Here is a 25,582-nt window from a genome sequence, read left to right as displayed (position 1 = left end):
TCGATTCGGTTCGTGTATTGGGGCGGTCTACCATCGGTTGTAGTAGACCCCGGCTGTCCTTGGGCGGCGTGCGGGCAGACACCGGCTATCAGATGTGGAATTACGCGTGGTGCGAGGAGAGAACGTGCGGACAGGGCATCAGCCGAGCGGACACGGCTTCGGTAGCCCCAGCGCCGCCCCCCGCGTGACCAACACTCGCACGGTGATCGGCCGCGCCACGGGCAAGGTCCTGGCCTATATCGCGCTCACCAAACCGCGGGTCATCGAGCTCCTCCTCGTGGCCACCATTCCCGCGATCCTCCTCGCGGACCGCGGCAACGTCGACATCCTGCTCATCCTGAGCACACTGTTCGGCGGCTGGATGGGCGCGGCGAGCGCGAATGCACTCAACTGCGTCGTCGACGCCGACATCGACAAGGTCATGAAACGCACGGCCCGCCGCCCGCTGGCGCGCGAAGCTGTGCCCACGTCGCACGCCTTCGTGTTCGGCATGACCCTCGGTGTCGCGTCGTTCCTGTGGTTGTGGTGGCGGGCCAATCTCCTCTCCGGGTGCCTGGTCGTTCTCACCATCGCGTTCTACGTGCTGATCTACACGATGGTGCTCAAGCGTCGGACCTGGCAGAACGTCGTGTGGGGCGGCGCGGCCGGCTGCATGCCCGTCATGGTCGGCTGGTCGGCCGTCACCGGCTCGCTCGACTGGGAACCACTCGTCCTGTTCCTCGTCATCTTCTTCTGGACCCCGCCGCACACCTGGGCGCTCGCGATGCGCTACAAGGAGGATTACAAGGCGGCGGGCGTGCCCATGCTCCCGGTCATCGCGACCGAGGAGCACGTCACCAAACAAATCCTGCTGTACAGCTGGGCAATGGTCGTTACGTCCCTTGCGCTGGTACCCGCAGCGGGGGTCGTCTACGCGGCCGTCACCCTCGTCGCCGGCGCCTGGTTCCTTCTGATGGCGCACCAGCTGTATCGCAGCGTGCGAGGCGGAGCGGCCGTAAAGCCGCTCCGGCTCTTCCTGCAGTCCAACAACTACCTGGCCGTCGTCTTCGTCGGTCTGGCTGTCGATTCCGTTCTCGGGCTGCCGACCGTCAGCAGCTTGTTCACCTGATCCGTCCGGTCAGGGCCGAAGCACGATCGACCCCGTCGTCGCCCGTCCCTCCAGATCGCGGTGTGCATCTGCCGCTCGCTCGAGCGGGTATTCGGCACCGACCCGCACTGTCAGCGCGCCGTCCGCCACACCCTCGAAGACGTCGCCCGCTCGCCACACCAATTCCTCGCGGTCGCGGATGTGGTGTGCCAGTGTCGGGCGGGTCAGGAACAGCGAGCCTGCCGGATTGAGCCGTTGCGGGTCGAACGGCGGCACCGGACCGCTCGCGGCACCGAACAGTGCGAGCGTGCCCCGGATGCGAACCGAAGCCAGGCTCGCCTCGAATGTCGAGGCGCCGACGCCGTCGTAGGCGGCCGCGACGCCCTCACCGCCGGTCAGCTCCCGCACCCGGGCGGCGATGTCCTCGTCGTATCGCAGTACTTCCTGCGCGCCCGCGCTCCGGGAAAGCTCTTCCTTCGTATCCGAGGACACCGTCGTGATGACGCGCGCCCCGAGACGGGTCGCGATCTGGGTCAGCAGCAGGCCCACACCACCCGCTCCGGCATGCACCAGCACAATGTCCCCTTCGCGGATGGGGTAAGTGGAGTACGCCAGGTAGTGCGCCGTCATGCCCTGCAACAACGCGGACGCAGCCTGCGATGCCGGCACGACGTCGGGGACGGCGATCGCTGCTGCGGCCGGTACCCGCACCTTTTCGGCGTAACTGCCGGGAGCGGTGCACCAGGCCACTCTGTCTCCGGGCTCGAAGTCCGTCACCTCGGTGCCCACCGACTCCACCACACCGGAGCCTTCGTCACCGGGAATGTAGGGAAGCGTGCGCGGGTAGAGGCCGGACCGGAAGTAGGTGTCGATGTAGTTGATGCCGATCGCCTCGGTGCGAACGAGGAGATCCGTGGGCCCGATCCGGGGTTCGGGGACGTCGGCCGGTTCGAGGACGTCGGGACCACCGAGACGTGAAACCTGTATTGCGCGCATGGTTTCTGTTCTACACGTGCGACCCGCCCGGAACCTGACGGGCAGGTGGCGGCTACCGCCCAGTATTCTCAGGGCATGAGTACCGATACCCACGCCGAAGAGGCGTCTGCCGGCGCGGCGCCTTCACTGCCGTCCCACACGGTCGATGCAATCAAGAAGTTCGTCAGCGAGCACGGTGGATCCGCCAGCGCCGTGATCCAGCCGGTCGGTCTCGCCAGTGTCCGGATCACGCTCGTCGGAGCCGATGGCATCCTCGGCGATCAGTTGGTGAACGATCTGGCGACCGCCAACGCAGTGGTCGCCGCTGTCGACAACGTGACGATCGGCGAATGGGACCGGTCCCTCACCAGCATCGTGACTCCCCGGAAGGGACACTTCCAGAAGATGGCCGGCTGGGTTGCGCGGCAGACGCGATTCCCCAAGGCGCGTAACGAGCGTTAGACGCTTGCAGTCGCGGGCTGCGGAACGTGCTCCCTGGTGCGTCCCGCAGCCCACACCGCGGCCGTGGCTGCGGTGCACAGCCCAGCCCCGGCCACATGGAAGGCGACGAGGGCGGCGGGAACGTCTGTAAAGAACTGCACGACTCCGATCAGTGCCTGCGCCACCACGAGGGCGAGCAGGACCTGTAGTCGGACCTTCACCGTGCGGTCGGCCCCCACGGCATAGAGGCCGAAGCACAGGCCGACCAGCAGGGCCAGGTAGCCGACCAGCAACTGCGAGTGCAGGTGTACGAGGGTGACGATCTCGACCTCGAGGCGGGGAACGACGCGATCCAGGCTCTTGTCGCCAGCGTGCGGGCCGGCCCCGGTGACGAGGGTTCCGGCGACCAGCACTCCGGCCAGCGCGACACCGGACAGTGCCGTGAGCCACCTCAGCGGCGCGGGAATCACGGCGATGACGTGGCCGTCGTCGGGTTCGGAGATTTTGGCATACATCACGGTGGCCACCCAGACCATCGCCATGGAGGCGAGGAGATGCACTGCGACCGTCCACCAGAGCAGGCCGGTCAAGACGGTCACGCCGCCGATGACGGCTTGCACCACCGTGCCGAGCGGCATGAGCCAGGCGTACACAAGCACTTCCTTGCGGCGGCGTGCGCGAGTCACTGCCAGGACGATCAGTGCGGCGGCGACCACGACGACGAAGGTGAGCATCCGGTTGCCGAATTCGACGGCCTGATGGAGCACCGCGACCTCACCGTGCCCGACCGGGACGAAACTTCCCGGAAAGCACTGCGGCCAGGTGGGGCAACCGAGGCCTGAGGCCGTCACCCGTACTACGGCGCCGGTGACGGCGATTCCACCCTGCGTGAGGATCACCGCGAAGGCGATGACACGCTGCACGGCGAGCGACGGAAGTGGGAGTCGGTCGACCAGGCTCAGAAACCCGCGAGATAGCACGATGTCGATGGTAGAGGGCGATCAACTACACGCTGTCGTTGGGCTGGGGGGTCGAGAACTCGATTCATCTCGCGTCCGCTTTCGCGCGGCATCTCGGTGACGGCGAACTACTCCGCGCGTATCCGCAGTATGCCGGTCACGGTGCCCTGCCAGAAGTCGCCGGTGTCGGTGACGAGACCGGACATCTGGAGGGTGTCGTTGACGGCTGTGCCCGGCAGTGGACTGGTGTGCTCGAGCGACCCGTCGGCGGGATCGATCACGGCGAAGGAGAAGCCGTCCAGCGGTGTGGTGACCGCAGGACCTTCACGGATCACCGTGTACAGGTGACCGTCGCCGGTCGAGAGGCGGGGGACCGCAGCGCTGCGGACGTCGTTGCTCCATACCTCGTGACAACCGATGGGATCGATGTCGATTCGGGCCATACCCCCGGTGAAGGGTGCACTCGCGGGTTCGGCCGGACCGACACCGTCGGGAACCACCGGATACGGGTAACCGTAGGTTCCGGCCACGTACACCGAGTTGCCGACACCGACAGGAGAGTTCTCGCTTCCGCCGGGATCGGCCAGCACGGGCAGGGTGCACACCTCGTCGCCGGACTCGGTGTGGAACACGCGCAGCTGCGCGCGGGGCTGGGCGTTGTCCACGATCGCGACGAAATCGCTGCCGGTGGACGGCCCGAAGTAGGTGGGAGTGGAACCGGTACCCCAGCTCAGCTGACCCGGGTTGCGGGAGCCGCCTCGGTCGTAGTCGCGCCGCCAGTCGAGGTGAAGGTCACCGTCCCGGAAGGACCATTGGTACAGCGCGTGTGTGCTGGCCACGGCGGTTCCGGCGGGTGAGCTGGAGATGCTGTTCTGTACCTCCTCGCCGGCGGGAAGGGCGCGAGCATGGGCGATGCCTGCGCGGTCCACCGCACCGACCACTCCGCCTCCGGTGGCGAACCACACGTTGCCGTTCCAGTCGGGCGTCAGGCCGGTCACGTTGTCGCCCGGGGGGACGCTGCCGGACAGGTCGACCCGGGAATCAACGGTCAGCCGCCAGGCGCCGCCGGCGTCCCTCGAGTGGCCGAGTCGTAGGAGTTGCCGGTTACCGTCGACCACGACCAGGCGATTGTCGTTGTCGAGATACGCGTAGACGCCGCCGAGGAGACTTCCTTTCGCGAGTTCGAATCGAGCGAGCGAGCGACCGAATGGTGCAGCCGGGGCCACCGGGTCGATGAGGTGAACCGTGGGAACCTGCCCGGCCACTGCGGTGCAGAGTGCGACGACGAGCCGATCGGACCCCTGGAGCAAGGTCGGGCAGGCCGATACCAGCGGATACGCGGAGAGCGAATGCCGACCGGTGCCGGGGCCTGGAAGCGGGGTGACGTCGGTGGAACCGGCGTCACCATGCATGGTCGAGGTGCCTGCTGGGCCCAGATACGGATTCGGTGGGGCCGGCGGCCCCCAGTGAGGTGCGGAACCGGCGGGCGGAGCGACACAGGCCAGCAGCGCACCCAGCACCACGAGAACTGTCGCAGCGGAACGGGCCCGACCTGAGATTCGGCGCGCGAACATCCTCATGTGAACCGAAACGTCCTCGCCGCGAGAACCCCGGCGGCGACGCCCCATACCAGGAGAACGATGACGCTGACTCCGTCGATCGCTCCCCTGAGCGCGGCGTCCAACGCCAGGGCCAGAGCGCCGGACGGGATCAGCCTGGCGCCTGTGTGAAGGAACACGGAGAGCTCACCGGTGACGAAGACGACGCTTCCCACGCCGACCATGATGAACCACAGAATATTCGCCAACGCCAGAACGATCTCGGCCCGCAGCGTTCCGCCCAGGAGTAGCCCCATGGCGGCGAAGGTCACCGTGCCCAGCGCGATGACCACCGCCCCGAGTGCCAGACCCCACACGCTCGGCCGCCATCCGAGGGCGGCGCCGATCGCACCCAGCAGAACCGACTGCAGTGCCACGACGAGGACGACCGCGGCGCTTTTTCCCGCGATGATTCCCCAGGTCGGAAGGGGAGTGGCGCCCAACCGCTTGAGGGCGCCGTAGCGGCGGTCGAAGCCGACGGCGATTGCCTGGCCTGTGAAGGCGGTGGACATGACGGCCACCATCATCACAGCCGGGACCACCTTGTCGACCCGGGTCGCTCCGAGGTCACCGATAGGAAGTAGACACAGACCGACCAGCAGGGTGATCGGAATGAACATCGTCAGCAGAAGCTGTTCGCCGTTGCGCAGCAGAAGTTTCAGTTCGAGAGCGGTTTGTGCTCGAAGCATGACTGCGGCCGCGCTGGGACGCGGATCGGGGGAAAAAGTGCCCGGCGCGAATCGGTTGTCCGTCAGACGGTCGCTGGCGTTCATGGTCATCCCCTCAGTTCCCGGCCGGTCAGTTCGAGGAACACGTCTTCGAGACTGCGCTGGTCGACCCGGATGTCATGGATCAATGCGCCGAGATCAGCGCACCAGGAGGCGACCGCGGCCACCACCGCCGGATCGATCGGACCCTCCACAAGGTAGGTCCCGGGTGTGGACTCGAAGACACGGAACGTGTCCGGAAGTGTGAGCCGGGCGAGATCGAGGCCGGCCGGCGCGGTAAGGCGGAGCTGACCCTCGGCGCCGCGGCTCGTCACCTCGCTGGGCGTGCCGGCCGCCACGACCGACCCGTGGTCGATGATGACGAGTTGATCCGCGAGTTCTTCGGCTTCGTCCATGACGTGCGTCGTCAACAGCACACCGACTCCATCGCGGCGCAGGGCGTCGATGAGTTCCCACACCATCAGCCTCGCCTGGGCGTCGAGCCCGGCGGTCGGTTCGTCGAGGAATACCAGTTCGGGGCGACCGACCAGGGCACACGCCAACGACAACCGTTGCTGCTGCCCACCCGACAACCGGCGGTACGGGGTACGACGGGAATCCTCGAGACCCAGGCTGCGCAACAGCCAGTCGGGGTCGAGCGGATCCGCGGAGTAAGCGGCGACGAGGTCGAGCATCTCCCCGGCCCGCGACCCCGGGTAGGCGCCGCCACCTTGCAGCATCACGCCGATCCGTGCGCGAACCTTCCCCGCGTCGGCGATCGGGTCGAGGCCGAGTACCTGGACGCGTCCACTGTCAGGCCGGACGAAGCCCTCACACATCTCGACCGTAGTGGTCTTGCCTGCCCCGTTCGGACCCAGCAACGCAACGACCTGCGCCTGTTCGACGAGCAGATCGAGGTTGTTCACTGCCCGCACGCCGTCGAAGGTCTTCACCACGCCTTCCAGGCGTACAGCGGGTTGCGCCGATCCGGGCGTTCGCGAGGTCACGGGGAATCAGCGTAAGCCTTGGCCTGGTGTGACCCGGCCGGTGCCCCGGCTTTCGGCGTCCGCGCCTGCGGCGGGCTGTCGGAGTGTGTCAGCGACGGCGCGGACAGGTTCCGGCCCGACACGCCAGGGCAGCCGGTTGCGCGTGATGACGATCAAAGTTCCCGCCGTGAACACGGTCGCGATGGCCGCCTGGACGATGACGAACGGCTGGTACTCGCCGCCGTTGGGCATCAGGATGACGCTGACCACCGAGGAGAACGCAATGGCAGGCACCCGGAAGGCCGGTGCCGTCGCCCACGCCGCGAGCGGGAGGACTGCCCACAGGAGATACCAGGGCTGGACCACCGGGAACAGCAATACCACCGCCCCGAGCGACACACCGAGTGCGCCGACCGGGTGAATGCGCCCCATGAGGACGGCCACCAGCATGCGGAGCGTGATGAACGCGGCCACTACCGACGCGATCGGCCGAGTGAGACTCAACACCGCGGTCGTGTGGTCGCCGAGGCCGAGGAGGACCCCGGCGAGTCCGGTGCCCAGGCCGAGAAGGGTGGGGATCGACATCCAGCTGCGAACCGCATTCGCCGTCCCGAGCGTGTGGACCCACCCGATCCCGAGCCCGCTGGATGTGCTGATGGCGAGTGTGACGACGAGTGCGACGCCGCCGAGCAGGGCTGCCGCGGTGAGTACCGCTCGCAGGTTCGCACCCCAGCGCCGCGCCAACGCCATCCCGACGAAGCCCAGTGCCAGCAGGGACGGGATCTTGATCGTCGACGACAGGGCGATGAGCGCCGCTCCCGACAGCAGCAGTAGTAGCGATCGGCCACGAATCGGTCCGGCGTGTTCGATGGACCGCAGCGCGAGTTCGATGCCGGCGAGCATCAAGCCGAGCATCAAGGCCTCGTTGTGGATGCCGGCGACGAGGTGGAACAGCAGGAGTGGATTGGCCGCGCCCAGCCACAACGCGCTCACCTCGGCGACGCCGCAGCGCCGCGCCAGCCGCGGCAGTGCCCACACGATCATCGCTACGCCGGCCAGTGCGAGCAGCCGGTGCAGGAAGATGCCGGCGACGATGTTGTCATCGGTCAGAGCACTGATTCCCCGGCCCATCCAGAGGAACAGGGGACCGTACGGTGCGGGGGTGTCGCGCCAGATGGTGGGAACGGTCCGGGTGAGGACGTGGTCGACGCCGAGTGCGCCCGCCGGACCGATGGCATACGGATCGAGCCCCCGTGACGCAATCTCACTCTGCGCGAGGTAGGAGTAGACGTCCTTGCTGAACATCGGGGGCGCCACGGACAGTGGAATCACCCACAAGAGCAGGGTGCGATCGAGTTGCGAGCGGTTCAACCGCCGGACCGGACCCGACTGCAGGTTGCCGATCGCGAATCGCCCCAGCAGCAGCCACGCGAGGACGATCATCACGGTTCCGGTCATGGTCAGTGTCAGTGCGACACTCGGGATTCTCGCCGGAAGGCCGATGAATCGCAGCCCTTGCACTGGGTTCTGCAACACCGGTTGGGCGCCGGCGCCGAGCGCACCCACCGCCATCAACACGGCCCCGGTGGCGCCGAATCTGCGGATTCCGCGCAGCTGTGCGGTCTCCTGCGCGTTGAGTCCGGCGGTTTCCACCTCGTCACCGTGGAGAACGGCCGCGACGGACGGGCGCGGCGACCGGCCGTCGATTCCCAGTGCCCGGCGTCCGAATGCGGTGGAGTGTCGGAGAGCGACGCGAGCCGCGCGGATCGGCTGGACGCGGGACGAGTCCGGGTTCTCGGGGATCTGCGGCACACAGGAAGCGTAGCGGTGGTTCGAACACAGTTCGTCCGGCCAATATTCCCGCCGGGAACGGGTACATAATCACAGGTGTAAGGCAGGGCACCCTTAGTAGACCTGCGATCGGAATTCCGTCACACTGGTGTTGTGAAAACGGATGCGACCACTCGAGCGAGCAAGGAAAGCGCTGTTCAGGCGCGTTCCTCTGCGTTGCCGGCCGGCACCGCATCTCCCGTCGCCGCCGGCCACGAAGGTCACACCAGGGCGGCCGTGGTGAAACTCTTGCTCGAGGATGGGCCCATTACGGCGTCGGAGATCGGCACTCGGCTCGGTCTCAGTGCTGCGGGTGTCCGTCGCCACCTCGACGCGCTGCTGGAGTCGGGCGAGGCCCGGGAAGCGTCCGCAGGTGCGGCACGCCATCGTGGTCGCGGACGCCCCGCCAAATACTTCCAGATCACCGCCAAGGGTCGCGGGCGGCTCGGCCACGCCTATGACGATCTTGCCGGTGCAGCGATGCGTCAACTGCGCGAAGTTGGTGGAGATGCTGCGATCACCGACTTCGCCCGGCGCCGCGTCCAGGCAATCGTCGGTGAGGTCGAGCCCGCCTCCGCTCAGACTCCCGAGGATCTCGAACAGACCGCGGATGCCATTGCGGATGCGTTCACGAGCGCCGGATTCGCGGCGTCCACGCGCCCGGTCGGAAACGGTGTCCAGATCTGCCAGCACCACTGCCCGGTCTCGCATGTCGCCGAGGAGTTCCCCGAATTGTGCGACGCCGAGCAGGAAGCGTTCGCGCAATTACTGGGCACGCACGTTCAGCGGCTCGCCACCATCGCGAACGGTGATTGCGCCTGCACGACGCACGTTCCACTCGTACCGCCGGCGGGGCCGAAATAGTGCCGCCGATACACCCCATAGCCACCGATCCCCGGCGACCAGCCCTCGCCGGTCACGTAACAAGACTCCGGAAGGAGCTCGCATGACCGTCACATCAGACCAGGTGACATCCGCTGCGTCGGCAAATGCCGAACCGCTCACGCAGGAAGAGACCATCGCCTCGCTCGGGCATTACGGGTACGGCTGGTCCGATTCGGACGCGGCAGGTGCCAGCGCCAAGCGCGGTCTGTCCGAGGACGTCGTGCGCGACATCTCCGCGAAGAAGAGCGAGCCCGACTGGATGCTGGACGTCCGCCTGCGCGCGCTGAAGACCTTCGACAAGAAGCCGATGCCGAACTGGGGTTCCAACCTCGAGGGCATCCACTTCGACAACATCAAGTACTTCGTGCGCTCGAGCGAGAAGCAGGCCGAGAGCTGGGAAGACCTGCCCGAGGACATCAAGAACACGTACGACAAGCTGGGGATCCCCGAGGCTGAGAAGCAGCGCCTCGTGGCGGGTGTCGCAGCACAGTACGAGTCCGAGGTGGTGTACCACTCGATCCGTGAAGACCTCGAGTCGCAGGGTGTCATCTTCCTCGACACCGACACCGGATTGAAGCAGCACCCCGAGCTCTTCCGTGAGTACTTCGGCACGGTCATTCCCGCCGGTGACAACAAGTTCTCCGCCCTGAACACGGCCGTCTGGTCGGGTGGATCGTTCATCTATGTGCCGCCGGGCGTGCACGTGGACATCCCGCTTCAGGCGTATTTCCGTATCAACACGGAGAACATGGGCCAGTTCGAGCGAACACTGATCATCGTCGACGAAGGTGCGTCGGTGCACTATGTCGAGGGTTGCACTGCGCCCATCTACAAGTCGGATTCTCTGCACTCCGCCGTGGTCGAGATCATCGTGAAGAAGGGCGGCCACTGCCGCTACACGACCATCCAGAACTGGTCGAACAACGTCTACAACTTGGTGACCAAGCGCACCAAGGTGGAGGCCGGCGGATCCATGGAATGGGTCGACGGCAACATCGGCTCCAAGGTCACGATGAAGTACCCGGCCGTGTGGATGATGGGCGAGCACGCTCGTGGTGAGGTTCTCTCCGTGGCGTTCGCGGGAGAGGGACAGCACCAGGACACCGGTGCGAAGATGCTCCACCTCGCGCCGCACACGTCGTCCACCATCATCAGCAAATCGGTGGCTCGCGGCGGTGGACGTGCGTCCTACCGCGGACTCGTTCAGGTCAACAAGGGAGCGTACGGGTCCAAGTCGACCGTCAAGTGTGACGCGCTGCTGGTCGATCAGATCAGCCGTAGCGACACCTACCCCTACGTCGACATCCGCGAGGACGACGTGACGATGGGCCACGAGGCGACCGTCTCCAAGGTGAGCGACGACCAACTGTTCTACCTCATGAGCCGCGGGCTGACCGAGGACGAGGCCATGGCAACCGTGGTGCGCGGCTTCGTCGAGCCGATCGCCAAGGAGCTCCCGATGGAGTACGCCCTGGAACTGAACCGCCTGATCGAACTGCAGATGGAAGGGGCGGTGGGTTAGTGACCACGCCAGAAACCGGTGTTGAGAAGCTTGGCGTCGAAGGCGCTGTCGCGGGAGAGAATCCGCGGATAGAGCGAACCGCGACCGGCTCGCCGATCGTCAACAAGGGTGAGGTTTTCACCTCCTTCGACGTCAAAGCCTTCGAAGTTCCGGGGGGTCGCGACGAGGTCTGGCGATTCACTCCGCTGCGTCGCCTGCGCGGGTTGCACGACGGAACGGCCGTAGCGAACGGTGCCGTCACGGTTGATGTCGCGGGTCCGGACACGGTGCAGGTCGAGACCGTCGGCCGAGACGATTCCCGGCTCGGCAAGGCAGGCGTGCCCGCCGACCGTGTCGCCGCGCAGGCGTACTCGGGATTCGAGTCGGCCACCGTCGTGACCGTCGGCCGTGAGGTCGAGGTTCCCGAGACGATCAACATCACGGTCACGGGTCCCGGTGAAGGCAACGTGGCGTTTGGTCACCTGCAGATCCGGCTCGAGGCGTTCGCCAAGGCCACTGTCGTGCTCGACCAACGGGGCAGCGGAACCTTCGCCGAGAATGTGGAGTTCATTCTCGGCGACAGCGCCCGCCTCACCGTTGTCGCCGTGCAGGACTGGGCCGACGACGCCGTCCACGTGGCAGCGCACCACGCGCGCCTCGGGCGCGATGCGGTGCTGCGGCACAACGCGGTCAGCCTCGGTGGAGACCTGGTGCGACTGTCCGCAACCGTCAAGTACGACGGTCCCGGTGGCGACGCCGAACTGCTCGGCCTGTACTTCGCCGATGCCGGACAGCACTTCGAGCAGCGCCTGCTGGTGGATCATTCACAGCCCCACTGCAAGTCGAATGTGGTGTACAAGGGTGCGCTGCAGGGCGACCCGAACTCGGGCAAGCCCGACGCGCACACCGTGTGGATCGGCGACGTGCTGATCCGGGCAGCTGCCGAGGGTACGGACACGTTCGAGCTGAACCGCAACCTCGTCCTCACCGACGGAGCGCGAGCCGACTCGGTCCCGAACCTCGAGATCGAGACCGGCGAGATCGTCGGTGCCGGGCACGCGAGTGCCACCGGTCGATTCGACGACGAGCAGCTGTTCTACCTCCGCGCCCGGGGTATCCCGGAAGACCAGGCGAGGCGACTCGTCGTGCGTGGGTTCTTCCACGAAATCATCAACAAGATCGCCGTCGCCGAGATCCGCGAGCGTCTCGAAGCCGCCGTCGAGGCCGAACTCGCCGCTGTCGGCGTCTGACGCGGCTCGACCACTACTGCCCATTTCTTCGAAGGATTCCCATGTCTACCCCTGACGCTTCCCCCGAAATCTCCGTCCTGGAAATCAAGGACCTCCACGTCGACGTTGCGAACACCGACGAGAACGCGGAACCCATCAACATCCTCAAGGGCGTCAACCTGACGGTGCGCTCCGGCGAGACCCACGCGATCATGGGGCCCAACGGCTCCGGCAAGTCGACGCTGTCCTACGCCATCGCGGGGCACCCCAAGTACCAGGTGACCTCCGGGTCGATCACCCTCAACGGTGAGAACGTCCTCGAGATGACCGTCGACGAGCGTGCCCGCGCCGGCCTGTTCCTCGCCATGCAGTACCCGGTCGAGGTTCCCGGAGTGTCGATGTCCAACTTCCTTCGCACCGCGGCCACCGCCGTGCGCGGCGAGGCGCCGAAGCTGCGCCACTGGGTGAAGGAAGTCAAGGAGGCTCTCACCGAGCTCGACATCGACCCGTCCTTCGGGGAGCGCAGCGTCAACGAAGGGTTCTCGGGTGGCGAGAAGAAGCGCCACGAGATTCTGCAGCTCGGTCTCCTGAAGCCGAAGATCGCGATTCTCGACGAGACCGACTCCGGCCTCGACGTGGATGCACTGCGCGTCGTCTCCGAGGGAGTCAACCGCTACAAGGAGCGCGACCACGGCGGAATCCTGCTCATCACGCACTACACCCGCATTCTGCGGTACATCAAGCCCGAGTACGTGCACGTGTTCGTCGGCGGACGTGTCGTCGAGTCGGGCGGGCCGGAACTGGCAGACGAGCTCGAGGCCAACGGCTACGAGCGCTTCACCCAGGCTGCCGCAACGCAAGGAGCATAAACGCTGATGACCACCTCGGTGAGCGTGTTCGACGTCACCAGGATCCGGGAGGATTTCCCGATCCTGGCTCGAACGGTGCGCGACGGAAAACCGCTGGTGTACCTCGATTCGGGCGCGACATCGCAGCGCCCGACTCAGGTGCTCGACGCCGAGAGGGAGTTTCTGACGACCTGTAATGCGGCGGTGCACCGCGGCGCGCACCAACTCGCGGAGGAGGCCACCGATGCCTACGAGAACGCGCGTGCGGCCATCGCGGCGTTCGTCGGTGCAGACAGCGACGAATTGGTGTTCACCAAGAACGCGACGGAGTCGCTGAACCTCGTCACGCACGTGCTCGGTGACGACCGTTTCGATCGGCACGTCGGACCGGGCGACGAGATCGTGATCACCGAACTCGAACACCACGCGAACCTTGTGCCCTGGCAGGAACTTGCCCGGCGCACGGGCGCGACGCTGCGCTGGTACGGAGTCACCGACGACGGCCGGATCGATCTGGACTCCCTCGAGTTGACCGAGGCCGTCAAGGTCATCGCGTTCACGCACCAGTCGAATGTCACGGGAGCAGTCGCGCCGGTCGAGGAGCTGGTCCGGCGTGCCCGCGCCGTCGGCGCTCTCGTCGTGCTGGACGCATGTCAGTCTGTGCCGCACATGGCTGTCGACTTTCATGGGCTCGGTGTCGACTACGCGGCGTTCTCCGGTCACAAGATGCTCGGGCCTTCCGGGGTGGGCGTTCTCTACGGCAGGCGCGAGTTGCTCAACGCGATGCCGCCGTTCATCACCGGCGGATCGATGATCGAGACCGTCACCATGGAGCGCACGACATACGCGCCACCGCCGCAGCGGTTCGAGGCGGGCGTGCCCATGACGTCGCAGGTAGTCGGTCTCGGCGCAGCGGTGCGCTACCTCGAGGACATCGGGATGGACGCCGTCGCGGCGCACGAGCACACGCTCGTCGAAGCCACGCTCGAGGCTCTCGGAGCCATCGACGGAGTACGGATCATCGGTCCGACCTCGTCAGCGGACCGGGGTGGCGCCGTCTCATTCGTGGTCGACGGGATCCACGCACACGACCTCGGTCAGATTCTCGACGACGAGGGCGTGGCCATCCGCGTCGGACACCATTGCGCGTGGCCACTGCACCGGAGGTTCGGAGTCGCGGCCACCGCCCGTGCGTCGTTCGCCCTGTACAACACACTCGACGAGGTCGCGGCGCTGGCTACTGCGATCCGTCGAGCGCAGGACTTCTTCGGGGAGGCGCCCGCGTGAGAATGGAACAGATGTACCAGGAAGTGATCCTGGACCATTACAAGCATCCACACGGTCGCGGCCTGCGGGAGCCGTTCGGTGCGGAGGTGCACCACGTAAACCCCACGTGCGGCGACGAAGTGACTCTGCGGGTGCACGTGACCGACGACGGCACGGTCGCCGACGTGTCCTACGACGGCCAGGGTTGTTCCATCAGCCAGGCATCCACTTCCGTTCTCACCGATCAGGTCGTGGGAATGCCGGTGGACCGGGCGTTGCAGACGGTCGCGGCGTTCAGCGAGATGGTCGGCAGTCGCGGTACCGTCGAGGGAGACGAGGACGTCCTCGGTGACGGCATCGCCTTCGTCGGCGTCTCGAAGTACCCGGCCCGCGTCAAATGCGCGCTGCTGGGATGGATGGCATTCAAGGACGCCGTTGTTCAGATTGTGGCCGACCAGGATTCGGTCGCGACAGAAGACGGCGAACCAGCTCGAATCGGAGGACAGGCATCATGAGCGAGACGCAGACCCCGGAAACGGATGTCGCTGCCGGAACGGAGCAGCCGACTGCCGACCAGGCCGAGAAAACCTCCACCGCAGGGGTGGTTCCCGCCCCTGAGCGGCTCGAGGAACTCGAGGAGGCGATGCGCGACGTCGTCGATCCGGAGCTCGGCATCAACGTCGTCGATCTGGGACTCGTCTACGGCATCACCGAAGACGAGGACGTGGTCATTCTCGACATGACCCTCACCTCGGCGGCGTGCCCGCTGACCGACGTCATCGAGGATCAGGCGCGTGGCGCACTCGTGCGCAGCGGCTTGTGCAACGACTTGCGGATCAACTGGGTGTGGCTGCCGCCGTGGGGTCCGGACAAGATCACGGAGGACGGGCGCGAGCAACTACGCGCTCTCGGCTTCACCGTCTGACGGTACCGCCACACACATGCAGGGCCCGGCGAGAAGATCTCGCCGGGCCCTGCATGTGTGTGCCCGTTCAAGCGCGCTTGCGTTCCGAGGCAGTGGACTTCGACGCGGTCTTCTTGGCGGCGGTCTTCGCAGGGGCTTTCTTGGCAGGCTTCTTCTTCGCGGGAGCCGCTTTCTTGCCGGCGGCGTCGACACTGCGTTGTAGCGCTGCTACCAGGTCGACCACCTCGGCGTCTTCACCGGCCTTCTCGGTTTCCGCGACGGGAATGACTTTCTTGCCACCCGAGCTGATCATCTCGTCCAGCAGTTCCCGTAGCTGAACCTGGTAGTCGTCGGTGAACTCGGTGGGATCGAAATCCTCGGCCATGCTGTCGACCAGCGTTTCCGCCATCGCCAGTTCTTTCGCCTTCGGCTTGTCGACGTTGTCGAGCGACGGAAAGGACGCTTCACGTACTTCGTCGGGCCACAGCAGCGTCTGAATGACCAGGACGCCGTCCCGGGAGCGCATCGCCGCCAGACGAGTGCGTTGACGCAGCGTGAAGTGCACGAGCGCCGTACGGTCGCTTTCGGAGAGCGCGGTCGCCAGCAGCACGTACGCCTTCGGTGAGCTGGAATCCGGTTCGAGATAGTAGCTCTTCTCGAACAGAATGGGATCTATCTGGTCGGTGGGCACGAATTGCAAAACCGGAATTTCGTGTTTCTCGGCGGCAGGAAGCTTCCCGAAATCGTCGTCCGTGAGGACTACTCGGACACCGTCGTCTGAATCGTAGGCCTTGTCGATATCGGCGTACTGAACGACATTGCCGCATTCAGTGCACACCCGGTTGTATTTGATCCGCCCGCCGTCCTTGGCATGGACCTGGTGAAACTTGATGTCGTGATCCTCGGTTGCCGAATACACCTTGACCGGCACGTTGACGAGACCGAACGCTATCGAGCCCTTCCATATCGACCGCATGCGTTCCATAATGGTCCCCTTTCAGACTTCGCGCGACACTTCATCGAACTTCCCGGTGAAGCGCCGAGCGCAGCATTGCACCGCGAATATCCGCGGACGAAGCGAGGAACATGCGTCGCATGGCCGACAACGTCGCGGCCGGATGTGCACGGTCGGACAGATAGGCCGCCTGCACATGCGCGGGAAGATCGAAAAAATGCTCGAAGAATTCCGGTACCGATTCCGGGTTGAGCTGGAGGAGTGCGCGTAGCCCGATCGACCGCAGCGACGCCACTGTTCGTGCCCTCCAGGGCCAGAGCCGGCCCGAGGTGCCGTCCACGAGGTCGCGGGTCAGGGCGTCCGCGCAACTGAGCGACGCGGCAACGCTGTAACCGGTGCCCGGATGCATCAAGCCTGCGCGGGCGCCGAAACGCACCTGCCCCGATCCCGCCGTACGGCTGGCGTCGTGGGGCGGTTCGACCGCGAACCGGACGCGTTCCACGTCGGAGCGTGACGGAACGGAAACTCCGCGGTGTCGCAGCCGCCGGTGGAGCCTTGTCGCGAGCTCCGACACCGGTAGAGCCGGACGGCCGACGAGACATGTTTCCTCGAGAAGGAACCGATCGGCGGACAGCGGCACTGCGTAGAGAAAGGACGGCGGATCTGACGGCGAGGTGCCGTTGTCGGTGCGCCAGTCCATGAACAGGGCGTGCTCGCCGTCCAGAGCGCCGGCGGCCGTGCCGGTGTCGACTACAACGCCGTACGCGGTCTGCTGGGCCAGGTCGGGGCTGTCCCCGGTGCCCCGCGCGTCCACCACCACGCGCGCTGTCACGGTCGTCCCGTCACCGAGGAACACGGCAGTGGGGGAGAGGTCGACGGCTCTACCTGCGATTACGGTCGCTGTTCCGTCTGACAGCATTGACTGCAGCATCGGTGTATTCAAGACACAGTAGGTGCGACATATCGACTGCCGACGCGTAGTCCATGCCGTCGGAAGCCTGGTCCGGGTAGCGATCGCCGCTTCCGGCAACCAGTGGGGGAGTTCGTCCTCCCATGCGCCGTAGGTCGCGGTCCAACTACGGCGGGGGTGGGGGTCGATCGCCACCACGGCGAGGCCACGGAGTGCGGCCCGGTGGGCGAGTGCGCGGCCGGCAGGGCCGAGCCCGACGATCGCGACGTCCCAGTTCGGCGGATGCGATGCTGCTGCCACGATGACCAGCTTTTCACGAACATGGAGGTAGACGTGCTTCCGAGTCCGACCAGGACGGAAACGCACAATTATCCGAATTCGGGCAGATGTGCGGCATAGACGCGGGGCAGTAGTGGCACCCCTCCAGCATCACTGCACCCCACGTACATCACCGGTCCGAAAGGCCATTGCCGGTGCCGAACCTGAAATGGGGGAGGCCGAACGCCCCACGCGCTGCATTGCCGGCGGGGTAGGGGAGTCGGCAGTGCAGTAGTCGCGCCGCCGTGATAGCCGGCCCTTTGCGCTTCCCGGGCGTCGGCACGGCGAGCGCAAGAAGGCATTCCCGCGGAGGTAACTCCGTGGGATCCACGATACGACTCGGAACGGGACGGAACACTGGAATATCCAGAATTTAGTCCATGGTCCGTTATTCCTGCAACATCGTCATCACCCTCAGAACCCAGTTTCTGACTCGACGTACTACCGCCAGCATCAGCACAAGACAGCCGACCAGGTCTGTCCGCGCGGGCGGAGTCGATCTGCACTCGGAGATGTGGGGACTGCGATCGGCCTACGCCGTGCGCACCTACGGAATGCTGACGTCGTGGGGGAGATGTACCGGCACCGATCTGATGGGCTACATCGAGCCGGTAGCGAGGAGACCGCCGTCGACGCGGACGGTTTCACCGGTGATCCAGGCTGCGGCAGGTGAGACGAGAAATGCTACGAGGGCCGCGACGTCTTCGGGTGTGCCGAGCCGCTTCATCGGATAGCCGGCGGACACCTGCTGTTCGCCGGCGGCGACGAGCGCGGCGGCGAACTGCGTTTTGACGATTCCCGGCGCCACGGCGTTGACGCGGATACCGGGCCCGAGTTGCCACGCGAGTTCTTCGGTGAGCCGGATGAGCGCAGCCTTGGACGCGCCATACGCAGCGATTACGCCGGTGGAACGAATGCCCGCGACGCTGGCGAGATTGACGATGGCGCCGCCGTGCCGGCCCATCCAGGCGCGGTGTGCTTCCTGCACGTAGCCGAGCGCGGCTACCACGTTGATGTCGAAGATCTTGCGGACGGCGTCGAGGTCGGCGTCCATGAGCGAGCCGAACACGGGATTGATGCCGGTGTTGTTGACGAGTATGTCGAGTGAGCCGAATTGTTCGACTGCAAGCGCAACGGCTGCGGTCCGCGCTGCGGCGTCGCCGGCGTTGCCCGGGTAGGTAGCGACCCTGCCGGTGTGACCCAGGGCCCGCAGTTCCCGAGCTGCGTCCTCCAGCGGTTCCGGTTTGCGGGCGGTGATCACGACGTCGGCGCCGCGGCCGAGCAGCTCTGCCGCGATCGCCTTGCCGATTCCCCGGCTCGCGCCCGTCACGAGGGCGGTGAGTCCGTGTAGATCCGCCGAGGAGTTCACTCCTGTGTCCGTAGCCATGGGCGAACGTTAGCGGAATCACTGGTACGCGTGTTCTAGCTGGGTAGAAGCTCGAGGTAAAATCGGGGGTTCGTGCGTTCTGTGCGCGTATTTCTCATCGAAATGTGAGCTTTTCCTAGGAGTCTTGTTGATCACCGCTACCGACCTGGAAGTTCGAGCCGGAGTGCGGACGTTGCTGTCTGCGCCCGGGCCGGCCTTGCGGGTGCAGCCCGGCGACCGGATCGGTCTGGTCGGCCGTAACGGTGCCGGTAAGACGACGACGCTTCGCATCCTCGCCGGGGAGGGCGAACCCTACGCCGGTTCCGTCGTCCGGACCGGCGACCTCGGTTACCTCCCGCAGGATCCCAAGGAGGGCGATCTCGACGTTCTCGCGAAAGATCGCGTTCTGTCGGCGCGGGGCCTCGATGCGTTGCTGCGTGACATGGAGAAGCAGCAGATTCTGATGGCCGAAGTGGTCGACGACGCCGAACGGGATAAGGCCGTGCGCAAGTATGGGAATCTCGAGGAACGGTTCTCCGCGCTGGGCGGATACGAAGCGGAGAGTGAAGCAGCGCGTATCTGCAACAGTCTCGGTCTCGCCGACCGCATCCTCGGCCAGCAGCTGCACACCCTGTCGGGCGGGCAACGCCGCCGTGTCGAGTTGGCCCGGATTCTGTTCGCGGCCTCGGATGGCAGCGGCGGACGGTCGGACACGACGCTTCTGCTCGACGAGCCGACCAACCACCTCGACGCCGATTCCATCACGTGGCTGCGCGGGTTCCTGCAGAGCCACGAGGGTGGACTGATCGTGATCAGCCACGATGTCGAACTGCTCAACGACGTCGTCAACCGGGTGTGGTTCCTCGACGCCGTGCGCGGTGAGGCAGACGTCTACAACATGACCTGGAAGAAGTATCTCGACGCGCGGGCCACGGACGAGCAGCGTCGGCGTCGTGAGCGGGCCAATGCCGAGAAGAAGGCCGGTGCCCTGCGCGCTCAGGCCGCGAAGCTGGGCGCGAAGGCCACGAAGGCCGTTGCTGCCCAGAACATGGCGAAGCGCGCCGACAAGATGATGTCAGAGCTCGATGCCGAACGGGTTTCCGACAAGGTTGCTCGCATTCGGTTCCCCGAACCCGCTGCCTGCGGGAAGACGCCGTTGATGGCGGAGAACCTGACCAAGGTCTACGGTTCCCTCGAGATTTTCACCGGAGTGGATCTCGCGATCGACCGGGGCTCCCGCGTGGTGGTCCTGGGCCTGAATGGTGCCGGTAAGACCACGTTGCTGCGCATTCTGGGTGGCGTCGAGACACCGGACGCCGGCGGGCTCGTCCCCGGGCACGGGTTGAAGATCGGGTATTTCGCGCAGGAGCACGACACACTCGACGACAATGCCTCGGTGTGGGAGAACATCCGCCACGCGGCGCCCGACACGGGGGAGCAGGAGCTGCGTTCGCTGCTCGGGGCGTTCATGTTCACCGGTCCGCAGCTCGAGCAGCCCGCAGGCACGTTGTCCGGTGGTGAGAAGACCCGTCTCGCGTTGGCGGGTCTGGTGTCGTCGTCGGCGAATGTGCTGCTGCTCGACGAGCCCACCAACAACCTCGATCCGGTGTCGCGCGAGCAGGTTTTGGATGCCCTGCGCAGCTACACGGGCGCTGTGGTGCTGGTGACACACGACCCGGGTGCGGCGGAGGCGCTCGACCCGGAACGGGTCATCCTGCTACCGGATGGCACCGAAGACCACTGGTCTCAGGAGTATCTGGAACTGATCCAGCTCGCCTGACGTGCGTTGATCCCGTCGCGGCGACGTTCTACCGTGGAAGCCACCACCGTCGCTCGTCGACTGGAGGAATTCATGGCTGACATCGGTGTTTTCGCCAAGAGTGCTCGCATCACGGGGTCGCCCCGCGCCGATCTGCAGGCGGAGTTGAAGGATCGGTACCAGGCCGGTGCGAGTATTCGCTCGCTCGCCCGGGAGATGGGACGTTCGTACGGGTTTGTACGGAACATGCTCGCCGAGTCGCATGTAGAGCTTCGGGGGAGGGGTGGAGCGCACCGCCGCCCGACCTGAGGGCTCCTGGGGTTCAGTCCCGGCGCCGGACCGATTCCTCGACGAGGTCGAGGACGGCGGAGAGATTGTCGCCTGCCTGTCCCGACGCGATTCGTGCGACCAGTCCGTCGAGAACGAGATCCAGATATCCGATCAGGACGTCGGTGGGCACGTCGTCACGCAGACGTCCGGCCGACTTCTGCCGTGCGAGGCGCGCCATCGTCGCCTCGGTCAGTTCAGCTGAGCGCTGTGACCAACTTCGGCGGAAATCGGCGTCGTTGCGCAGGCGGCGGGCGATCTCGAGCCGGGTGCCGAGCCAGTCGAACTGGTCGGGTTGAGCGAGCATGTCGCGCATGACCTGAACGAGGCCCTCTTGCGCGACGACGTCGGCCATCCTCGTTGCGTCCTCGTGTGCGAGCGCGAGGAACAATCCGTCCTTGTCCTTGAAGTGGTGGAAGATCGCTCCGCGCGACAGGCCGGTCACTTCTTCGAGCCTGCGGACCGTGGCACCGTCGTAACCGTATTCCGCAAAGCATCGGCGGGCGCCGTCCAGAATCTGACTGCGCCGTGCCGCGAGATGGTCTTCACTGACCTTGGGCACAGGCACCCTTCCTTCGTTTGGGTGCCTGTGAGCACCTTCGGCCGTGGGCGAGGTTACTCACGTCGTGCGCAAAGCGCTCACGACCACTCCGTCGGCAAGACGGTCGACTATCGGTGGTCGTGAGCGCTTTGTGCCGGTCTGGGCCGAAAGTGCTCACAGGCGCGGAGCGCCTAGTGCGCCTCAGCTCTTGATCATGTTGCGGAGCACGTACTGCAGGATGCCGCCGTTGCGGTAGTAGTCGGCCTCACCGGGGGTGTCGATACGAACGACAGCGTCGAAGACGACCTTTTCGCCGTTCTCACGGGTTGCCGTGACCTTGACGGTCTTCGGCGTGACACCCTCGTTGAGCTTCTCGACGCCTTCGATGTCGAAGACCTCGGTGCCGTTCAGCTTCAGCGAAGCGGCGGACTCGCCGGCCGGGAACTGCAGCGGAACGACGCCCATGCCGATGAGGTTGGAGCGGTGGATGCGCTCGAACGACTCGGTGATGACGGCCTTGACGCCGAGGAGGCTGGTGCCCTTGGCCGCCCAGTCACGTGACGATCCGGAGCCGTACTCCTTGCCGCCCAGGACGACGAGTGGGATACCCGCGGCCTGGTAGTTCTGCGACGCGTCGTAGATGAAGGCCTGCGGTCCACCGTCTTGGGTGAAGTCGCGGGTGTAGCCACCGGAGACGTCGTCGAGGAGCTGGTTGCGCAGACGGATGTTCGCGAACGTTCCGCGGATCATGACCTCGTGGTTGCCGCGACGCGAGCCGTAGGAGTTGTAGTCCTTACGGTCGATGCCGTTCGCGTCGAGGTACTGCGACGCCGGCGTTCCCGCCTTGATGTTGCCGGCAGGGGAGATGTGGTCCGTGGTGACCGAGTCGCCCAGGAGCGCAAGGACGCGGGCGCCCTTGATGTCGCTGACCGGGGTCGGCTCCTTCGGCATTCCGTCGAAGTACGGTGGCTTCCGCACGTAGGTGGAATCCTCTGCCCACTCGAAGGTCTTGCCTTCGGGGGTAGGCAGACCACGCCAGCGCTCGTCGCCCTTGAAGACGTCGGCGTAACCCTTGACGTACATCTCCTGGCTGATCGAGGAGTTGATCGTCTCCTGGATCTCCTGCGGGGAGGGCCAGATGTCCTTCAGGAACACGTCGTTGCCGTCGGTGTCCTGACCGAGGGCGTCGTGCTCGAAGTCGAAGTCCATGGTGCCTGCCAGCGCGTAGGCGATGACCAGCGGGGGAGACGCGAGGTAGTTCATCTTCACGTCGGGGGAGATGCGTCCCTCGAAGTTGCGGTTACCGGACAGCACGGCTGTCGCCGTCAGGTCGTTGTCCTGGATGGCCTGCGAGATCTGCTCGTCGAGCGGTCCGGAGTTACCGATGCAGGTGGCGCAGCCGTAGCCGACCAGGAAGAAGCCGAGCTTCTCGAGGTACGGCCACAGGCCCGACTTGTTGTAGTAGTCGGTGACGACCTGCGAACCGGGGGCCATGGACGTCTTGACCCAAGGCTTGGCGGACAGCCCCTTCTCGACGGCGTTGCGGGCGAGCAGTGCCGCACCGAGCATGACCGACGGGTTGGAGGTGTTGGTGCACGAGGTGATCGAGGCGATCACGACGGCACCGTGGTCGAGGACGAATTCGCCCTTCTCCTCGGAGACGACCTTGATCGGCTTGCTCGGACGTCCCTGGGACCCGTTGGCTGCGGATTGCACGTCGACGGCACCGTCGTCGGCAAACGACAGGGCGGCGGGGTCGCTCGCGGGGAACGACTCCTCGACGGCCTCGTCGAGCTGCGAGTGGCCCGTGGGGTAGTTCTCTTCCACGTAGTTGTGGATGTCCTTGCGGAACGCAGTCTTCGACTCCGACAACAGGATCCGGTCCTGCGGGCGCTTCGGGCCGGCGATGGACGGGACGACGTCACCGAGGTCGAGTTCGAGGTACTCGGAGTACTCGGGCTCACGGTCGGCGTCGTGCCACAGGCCCTGTTCCTTGGCGTAAGCCTCGACGAGCGCGAGCTGCTCGTCGGTGCGGCCGGTGAGACGGAGGTAGCTGACGGTCTCGGCGTCGATCGGGAAGATCGCGGCGGTGGAACCGAACTCCGGGCTCATGTTGCCCAGAGTTGCGCGGTTGGCGAGGGGAACCTCGGCCACACCCTTGCCGTAGAACTCGACGAACTTGCCGACGACGCCGTGCTTGCGCAGCATGTCGGTGACCGTGAGAACCACGTCGGTGGCGGTGACGCCCGGCTTGATCTCACCGGTCAGCTTGAAGCCGACGACGCGCGGGATCAGCATCGACACGGGCTGGCCCAGCATGGCCGCCTCGGCCTCGATGCCGCCGACGCCCCAGCCCAGCACGCCCAGGCCGTTGACCATGGTGGTGTGCGAGTCGGTGCCGACGCAGGTGTCGGGGTACGCCTGGCCGTTCCGGACCATGACGGTGCGTGCCAGGTGCTCGATGTTGACCTGGTGGACGATGCCCGTTCCCGGGGGGACGACCTTGAAGTCGTCGAATGCGCCCTGACCCCAGCGCAGGAACTGGTAGCGCTCACCATTGCGCTGGTATTCGATGTCGACGTTGCGCTCGAAGGCGTCGGCGCGGCCTGCGACGTCGATGATGACCGAGTGGTCGATGACCATCTCGGCGGGCGCAAGGGGGTTCACCTTGTCGGGGTCGCCGCCGAGTGCGGTGACCGCTTCGCGCATGGTGGCGAGGTCCACGATGCAGGGAACGCCGGTGAAGTCCTGCATGATCACGCGGGCAGGCGTGAACTGGATCTCGACGTTCGGCTCAGCCGACGGGTCCCAGCTCGCGATGGCGCGGATGTGGTCGGCGGTGATGTTCGCGCCGTCTTCGGTACGAAGCAGGTTCTCGGCGAGAACCTTCAGTGCATAGGGAAGTTTTTCGGTACCGGGCACGGCCGAGAGGCGGAAGATCTCGTAGGAGTTCTCACCGACCTCGAGGGTGCCTTTGGCGCCGAACGAATCAATACTCGTGCTCACGTCAGCTCCACTCGTCTATGAGGGTCGCCGCCGACGGGGCTGTGTCGACGGCTGGAGGCACTGCGGGCAGGCTGATCCGGGCGCGCTGTGGTGCTAGCGATGAACGGACTCGGCTGATACCGCGGTACCTCCGATAGTCTAACAGTACGCTTGTCCTGTGAGAATTCGGGGCGGGAAAACTCCCGTCACCTCCCGATCTCAGCAGACACCGCCGAGCCGTGCAGCCGGATGGAACGAAACATCGCCCTGTCCTCACGTAGTGTTCACGCGAGGCTCCACGTTCCTACAGCAAACCCGGATGAGAGATGTCTGCCCCAGTCGCCACCGTGCTTCCCTCCAGTGCCGCATTTCCCGCTCCGACGGCTCTGCCGTTGTCAGCGGATCTTCCGGAAGACCTCGATGTGGCGGACGTGGTCACCGATGTGTCCGATGACGGTGTCTCGGCGCCGGCCGACGAAGTGAGCGACCTCGTCGCTGTCGTCGATCGTGCCGCCGATCACGGCATCGAGCTGAGCATCGTGGTTCTGGACGAGGATCCGGAACGCGTCTCGCAACTACGCGACCTCGCAACCGAGGTCGGTCAGGAAGAAGGCGGCACCGTTCTCGTTCTGAGTCCTAGCTGGGTCGGAACGTACAGCGACTCGATCAGCCGGGTCTTGCTCGAATCAGGCCAGGACCGCACCTATACCAGCGACTCGGTGGTGGCGGCCGATCAATTCGTGGACGAGATCGTCGCGCCCGGACCGCCGTGGGCGCTGATGACGGCACTGATCGTGGCCGTTGTCGCTGTCGCCGCGGCAGCGACGTTCTACGCGAAATCACGCCGGCGCGCCTCGCCGGACTCGGCGCCGCGGGACCGAAGTGGCGCCGCCGCGTCGACGTCCGCACCTGTAGAGCATCCGAAACCGTGACCGACGCATAGATTCACCTGTTCGCGGCGGTGCATTCGATCCGCTTCGGCGCCGATCGTCTCTGCCTGCACCGATGGCCGACAGCAGCCCCCGATCGCGTTCTTTCCACATTTCCGCTGGTCAAATTACCCATGTGTTATTTGTGACTAAAGTTTCCATAGAGTCCGCAAGTGTCGTACGGTGCATTTGGCGCTCTTGGGGAAGAAGTGTCGCAGGCGGTGCATTGACGTCATTGGTGACGGCAATTTTCGTGTCGATCGGTGTCGTCCGAGT

General features: G+C 65.6%; 23 protein-coding genes. 12 read left to right on the top strand and 11 right to left on the bottom strand.

The annotated features are described in order from the left end of the window. Positions 1-124: 124 nt before the first annotated feature. Positions 125-1,108 (top strand): heme o synthase, encoded by a 984-nt coding sequence (locus GFS60_RS15905; protein ID WP_159922641.1) that lies wholly within the window; start codon positions 125-127, stop codon positions 1,106-1,108. Between the two features lie 9 nt (positions 1,109-1,117). On the opposite strand, the gene GFS60_RS15900 is transcribed toward GFS60_RS15905, so the two are convergent. Then, positions 1,118-2,083 (bottom strand): quinone oxidoreductase family protein, encoded by a 966-nt coding sequence (locus tag GFS60_RS15900; RefSeq protein WP_159922639.1) that lies wholly within the window; start codon positions 2,081-2,083, stop codon positions 1,118-1,120. Positions 2,084-2,158: 75 nt separating this feature from the next. Between GFS60_RS15900 and GFS60_RS15895 the strand changes: the two genes are divergently transcribed. Next, positions 2,159-2,524, top strand: a complete 366-nt coding sequence (locus tag GFS60_RS15895; RefSeq protein ID WP_109330218.1) for a hypothetical protein — start codon at positions 2,159-2,161, stop codon at positions 2,522-2,524. Here GFS60_RS15895 and GFS60_RS15890 read toward each other — a convergent pair. From GFS60_RS15890 to mptB, 5 genes are all read right to left on the bottom strand, one after another. Further along, entirely contained in the window at positions 2,521-3,483 is a 963-nt protein-coding gene (locus GFS60_RS15890; protein ID WP_159922637.1) for a COX15/CtaA family protein, read from the bottom strand. The genes GFS60_RS15895 and GFS60_RS15890 overlap by 4 nt on opposite strands. Positions 3,484-3,590: 107 nt before the next feature. Next, on the bottom strand, positions 3,591-5,036 hold the full coding sequence (locus tag GFS60_RS15885; RefSeq protein WP_159927238.1) for a hypothetical protein: 1,446 nt from the start codon (positions 5,034-5,036) through the stop codon (positions 3,591-3,593). 2 nt (positions 5,037-5,038) lie between these two features. Further along, the gene (locus GFS60_RS15880; RefSeq protein WP_201453386.1) at positions 5,039-5,839 is read right to left on the bottom strand and encodes an ABC transporter permease; all 801 of its coding nucleotides are present in this window, start codon (positions 5,837-5,839) and stop codon (positions 5,039-5,041) included. After that, positions 5,836-6,774 (bottom strand): ABC transporter ATP-binding protein, encoded by a 939-nt coding sequence (locus GFS60_RS15875; protein ID WP_109330210.1) that lies wholly within the window; start codon positions 6,772-6,774, stop codon positions 5,836-5,838. The genes GFS60_RS15880 and GFS60_RS15875 overlap by 4 nt, the downstream gene beginning before the upstream one ends. A gap of 6 nt (positions 6,775-6,780) precedes the next feature. Further along, the gene (gene mptB / locus GFS60_RS15870) at positions 6,781-8,565 is read right to left on the bottom strand and encodes a polyprenol phosphomannose-dependent alpha 1,6 mannosyltransferase MptB (protein WP_159922633.1); all 1,785 of its coding nucleotides are present in this window, start codon (positions 8,563-8,565) and stop codon (positions 6,781-6,783) included. 132 nt (positions 8,566-8,697) lie between these two features. On the opposite strand from mptB, the gene GFS60_RS15865 reads away from it, so the two are divergent. From GFS60_RS15865 to GFS60_RS15835, 7 genes are all read left to right on the top strand, one after another. After that, positions 8,698-9,447, top strand: coding sequence for a helix-turn-helix transcriptional regulator (locus GFS60_RS15865; RefSeq protein WP_269467584.1), 750 nt, complete (start codon positions 8,698-8,700; stop codon positions 9,445-9,447). 82 nt (positions 9,448-9,529) lie between these two features. Continuing rightward, entirely contained in the window at positions 9,530-10,990 is a 1,461-nt protein-coding gene (gene sufB / locus GFS60_RS15860; protein WP_159922631.1) for a Fe-S cluster assembly protein SufB, read from the top strand. Then, positions 10,990-12,219: a Fe-S cluster assembly protein SufD gene (gene sufD / locus GFS60_RS15855; protein ID WP_159922629.1), complete on the top strand. Its 1,230-nt coding sequence runs from the start codon at positions 10,990-10,992 to the stop codon at positions 12,217-12,219. The genes sufB and sufD overlap by 1 nt, the downstream gene beginning before the upstream one ends. A 41-nt stretch (positions 12,220-12,260) precedes the next feature. Beyond that, complete coding sequence (gene sufC, locus GFS60_RS15850) at positions 12,261-13,067, top strand: Fe-S cluster assembly ATPase SufC (protein WP_159922627.1); 807 nt, start codon at positions 12,261-12,263, stop codon at positions 13,065-13,067. A 6-nt stretch (positions 13,068-13,073) separates the two neighbouring features. Then, a complete protein-coding gene (locus GFS60_RS15845; RefSeq protein WP_159922625.1) occupies positions 13,074-14,333 on the top strand; it encodes a cysteine desulfurase in 1,260 nt (419 codons plus the stop codon). Beyond that, entirely contained in the window at positions 14,330-14,827 is a 498-nt protein-coding gene (sufU, locus tag GFS60_RS15840; RefSeq protein ID WP_159922623.1) for a Fe-S cluster assembly sulfur transfer protein SufU, read from the top strand. The genes GFS60_RS15845 and sufU overlap by 4 nt, the downstream gene beginning before the upstream one ends. After that, positions 14,824-15,237, top strand: coding sequence for a metal-sulfur cluster assembly factor (locus tag GFS60_RS15835; RefSeq protein ID WP_159922621.1), 414 nt, complete (start codon positions 14,824-14,826; stop codon positions 15,235-15,237). Before sufU ends, GFS60_RS15835 begins: the two co-directional genes overlap by 4 nt. A gap of 67 nt (positions 15,238-15,304) precedes the next feature. On the opposite strand, the gene ku is transcribed toward GFS60_RS15835, so the two are convergent. The 3 genes from ku to GFS60_RS15820 all read right to left on the bottom strand — a co-directional run bounded on the left by ku (position 15,305) and on the right by GFS60_RS15820 (position 18,786). After that, positions 15,305-16,192, bottom strand: a complete 888-nt coding sequence (gene ku / locus GFS60_RS15830) for a non-homologous end joining protein Ku (protein ID WP_442972200.1) — start codon at positions 16,190-16,192, stop codon at positions 15,305-15,307. 40 nt (positions 16,193-16,232) lie between these two features. After that, on the bottom strand, positions 16,233-17,381 hold the full coding sequence (locus GFS60_RS15825) for a lycopene cyclase family protein (protein ID WP_159922617.1): 1,149 nt from the start codon (positions 17,379-17,381) through the stop codon (positions 16,233-16,235). Positions 17,382-17,997: 616 nt separating this feature from the next. After that, complete coding sequence (locus GFS60_RS15820; protein WP_159922615.1) at positions 17,998-18,786, bottom strand: SDR family oxidoreductase; 789 nt, start codon at positions 18,784-18,786, stop codon at positions 17,998-18,000. Between the two features lie 127 nt (positions 18,787-18,913). On the opposite strand from GFS60_RS15820, the gene GFS60_RS15815 reads away from it, so the two are divergent. Together GFS60_RS15815 and GFS60_RS15810 are read left to right on the top strand one after the other, a co-directional pair. Then, on the top strand, positions 18,914-20,545 hold the full coding sequence (locus GFS60_RS15815; RefSeq protein ID WP_109335128.1) for an ABC-F family ATP-binding cassette domain-containing protein: 1,632 nt from the start codon (positions 18,914-18,916) through the stop codon (positions 20,543-20,545). A gap of 72 nt (positions 20,546-20,617) precedes the next feature. Further along, a complete protein-coding gene (locus GFS60_RS15810) occupies positions 20,618-20,833 on the top strand; it encodes a helix-turn-helix domain-containing protein (RefSeq protein ID WP_109335127.1) in 216 nt (71 codons plus the stop codon). 13 nt (positions 20,834-20,846) lie between these two features. On the opposite strand, the gene GFS60_RS15805 is transcribed toward GFS60_RS15810, so the two are convergent. Then, positions 20,847-21,413 carry a TetR/AcrR family transcriptional regulator gene (locus tag GFS60_RS15805; protein WP_109330192.1) on the bottom strand — a complete coding sequence of 189 codons (567 nt, stop codon included), beginning with the start codon at positions 21,411-21,413 and terminating at the stop codon, positions 20,847-20,849. Between the two features lie 180 nt (positions 21,414-21,593). Continuing rightward, positions 21,594-24,398 (bottom strand): aconitate hydratase AcnA, encoded by a 2,805-nt coding sequence (acnA, locus tag GFS60_RS15800; RefSeq protein ID WP_159922613.1) that lies wholly within the window; start codon positions 24,396-24,398, stop codon positions 21,594-21,596. A gap of 305 nt (positions 24,399-24,703) precedes the next feature. Between acnA and GFS60_RS15795 the strand changes: the two genes are divergently transcribed. After that, positions 24,704-25,309, top strand: a complete 606-nt coding sequence (locus GFS60_RS15795) for an Rv1476 family membrane protein (protein WP_159922611.1) — start codon at positions 24,704-24,706, stop codon at positions 25,307-25,309. Positions 25,310-25,582: the final 273 nt, after the last annotated feature.

Origin of the sequence: Rhodococcus sp. WAY2 (assembly GCF_009859915.1) — a bacterium.
In the GTDB taxonomy this organism is placed as follows: Bacteria; Actinomycetota; Actinomycetes; order Mycobacteriales; family Mycobacteriaceae; genus Rhodococcus_F; species Rhodococcus_F oxybenzonivorans.
The sequence above is the reverse complement of the archived record's forward strand: the minus strand, read 5'-3'. Positions and strand labels throughout refer to the sequence as shown.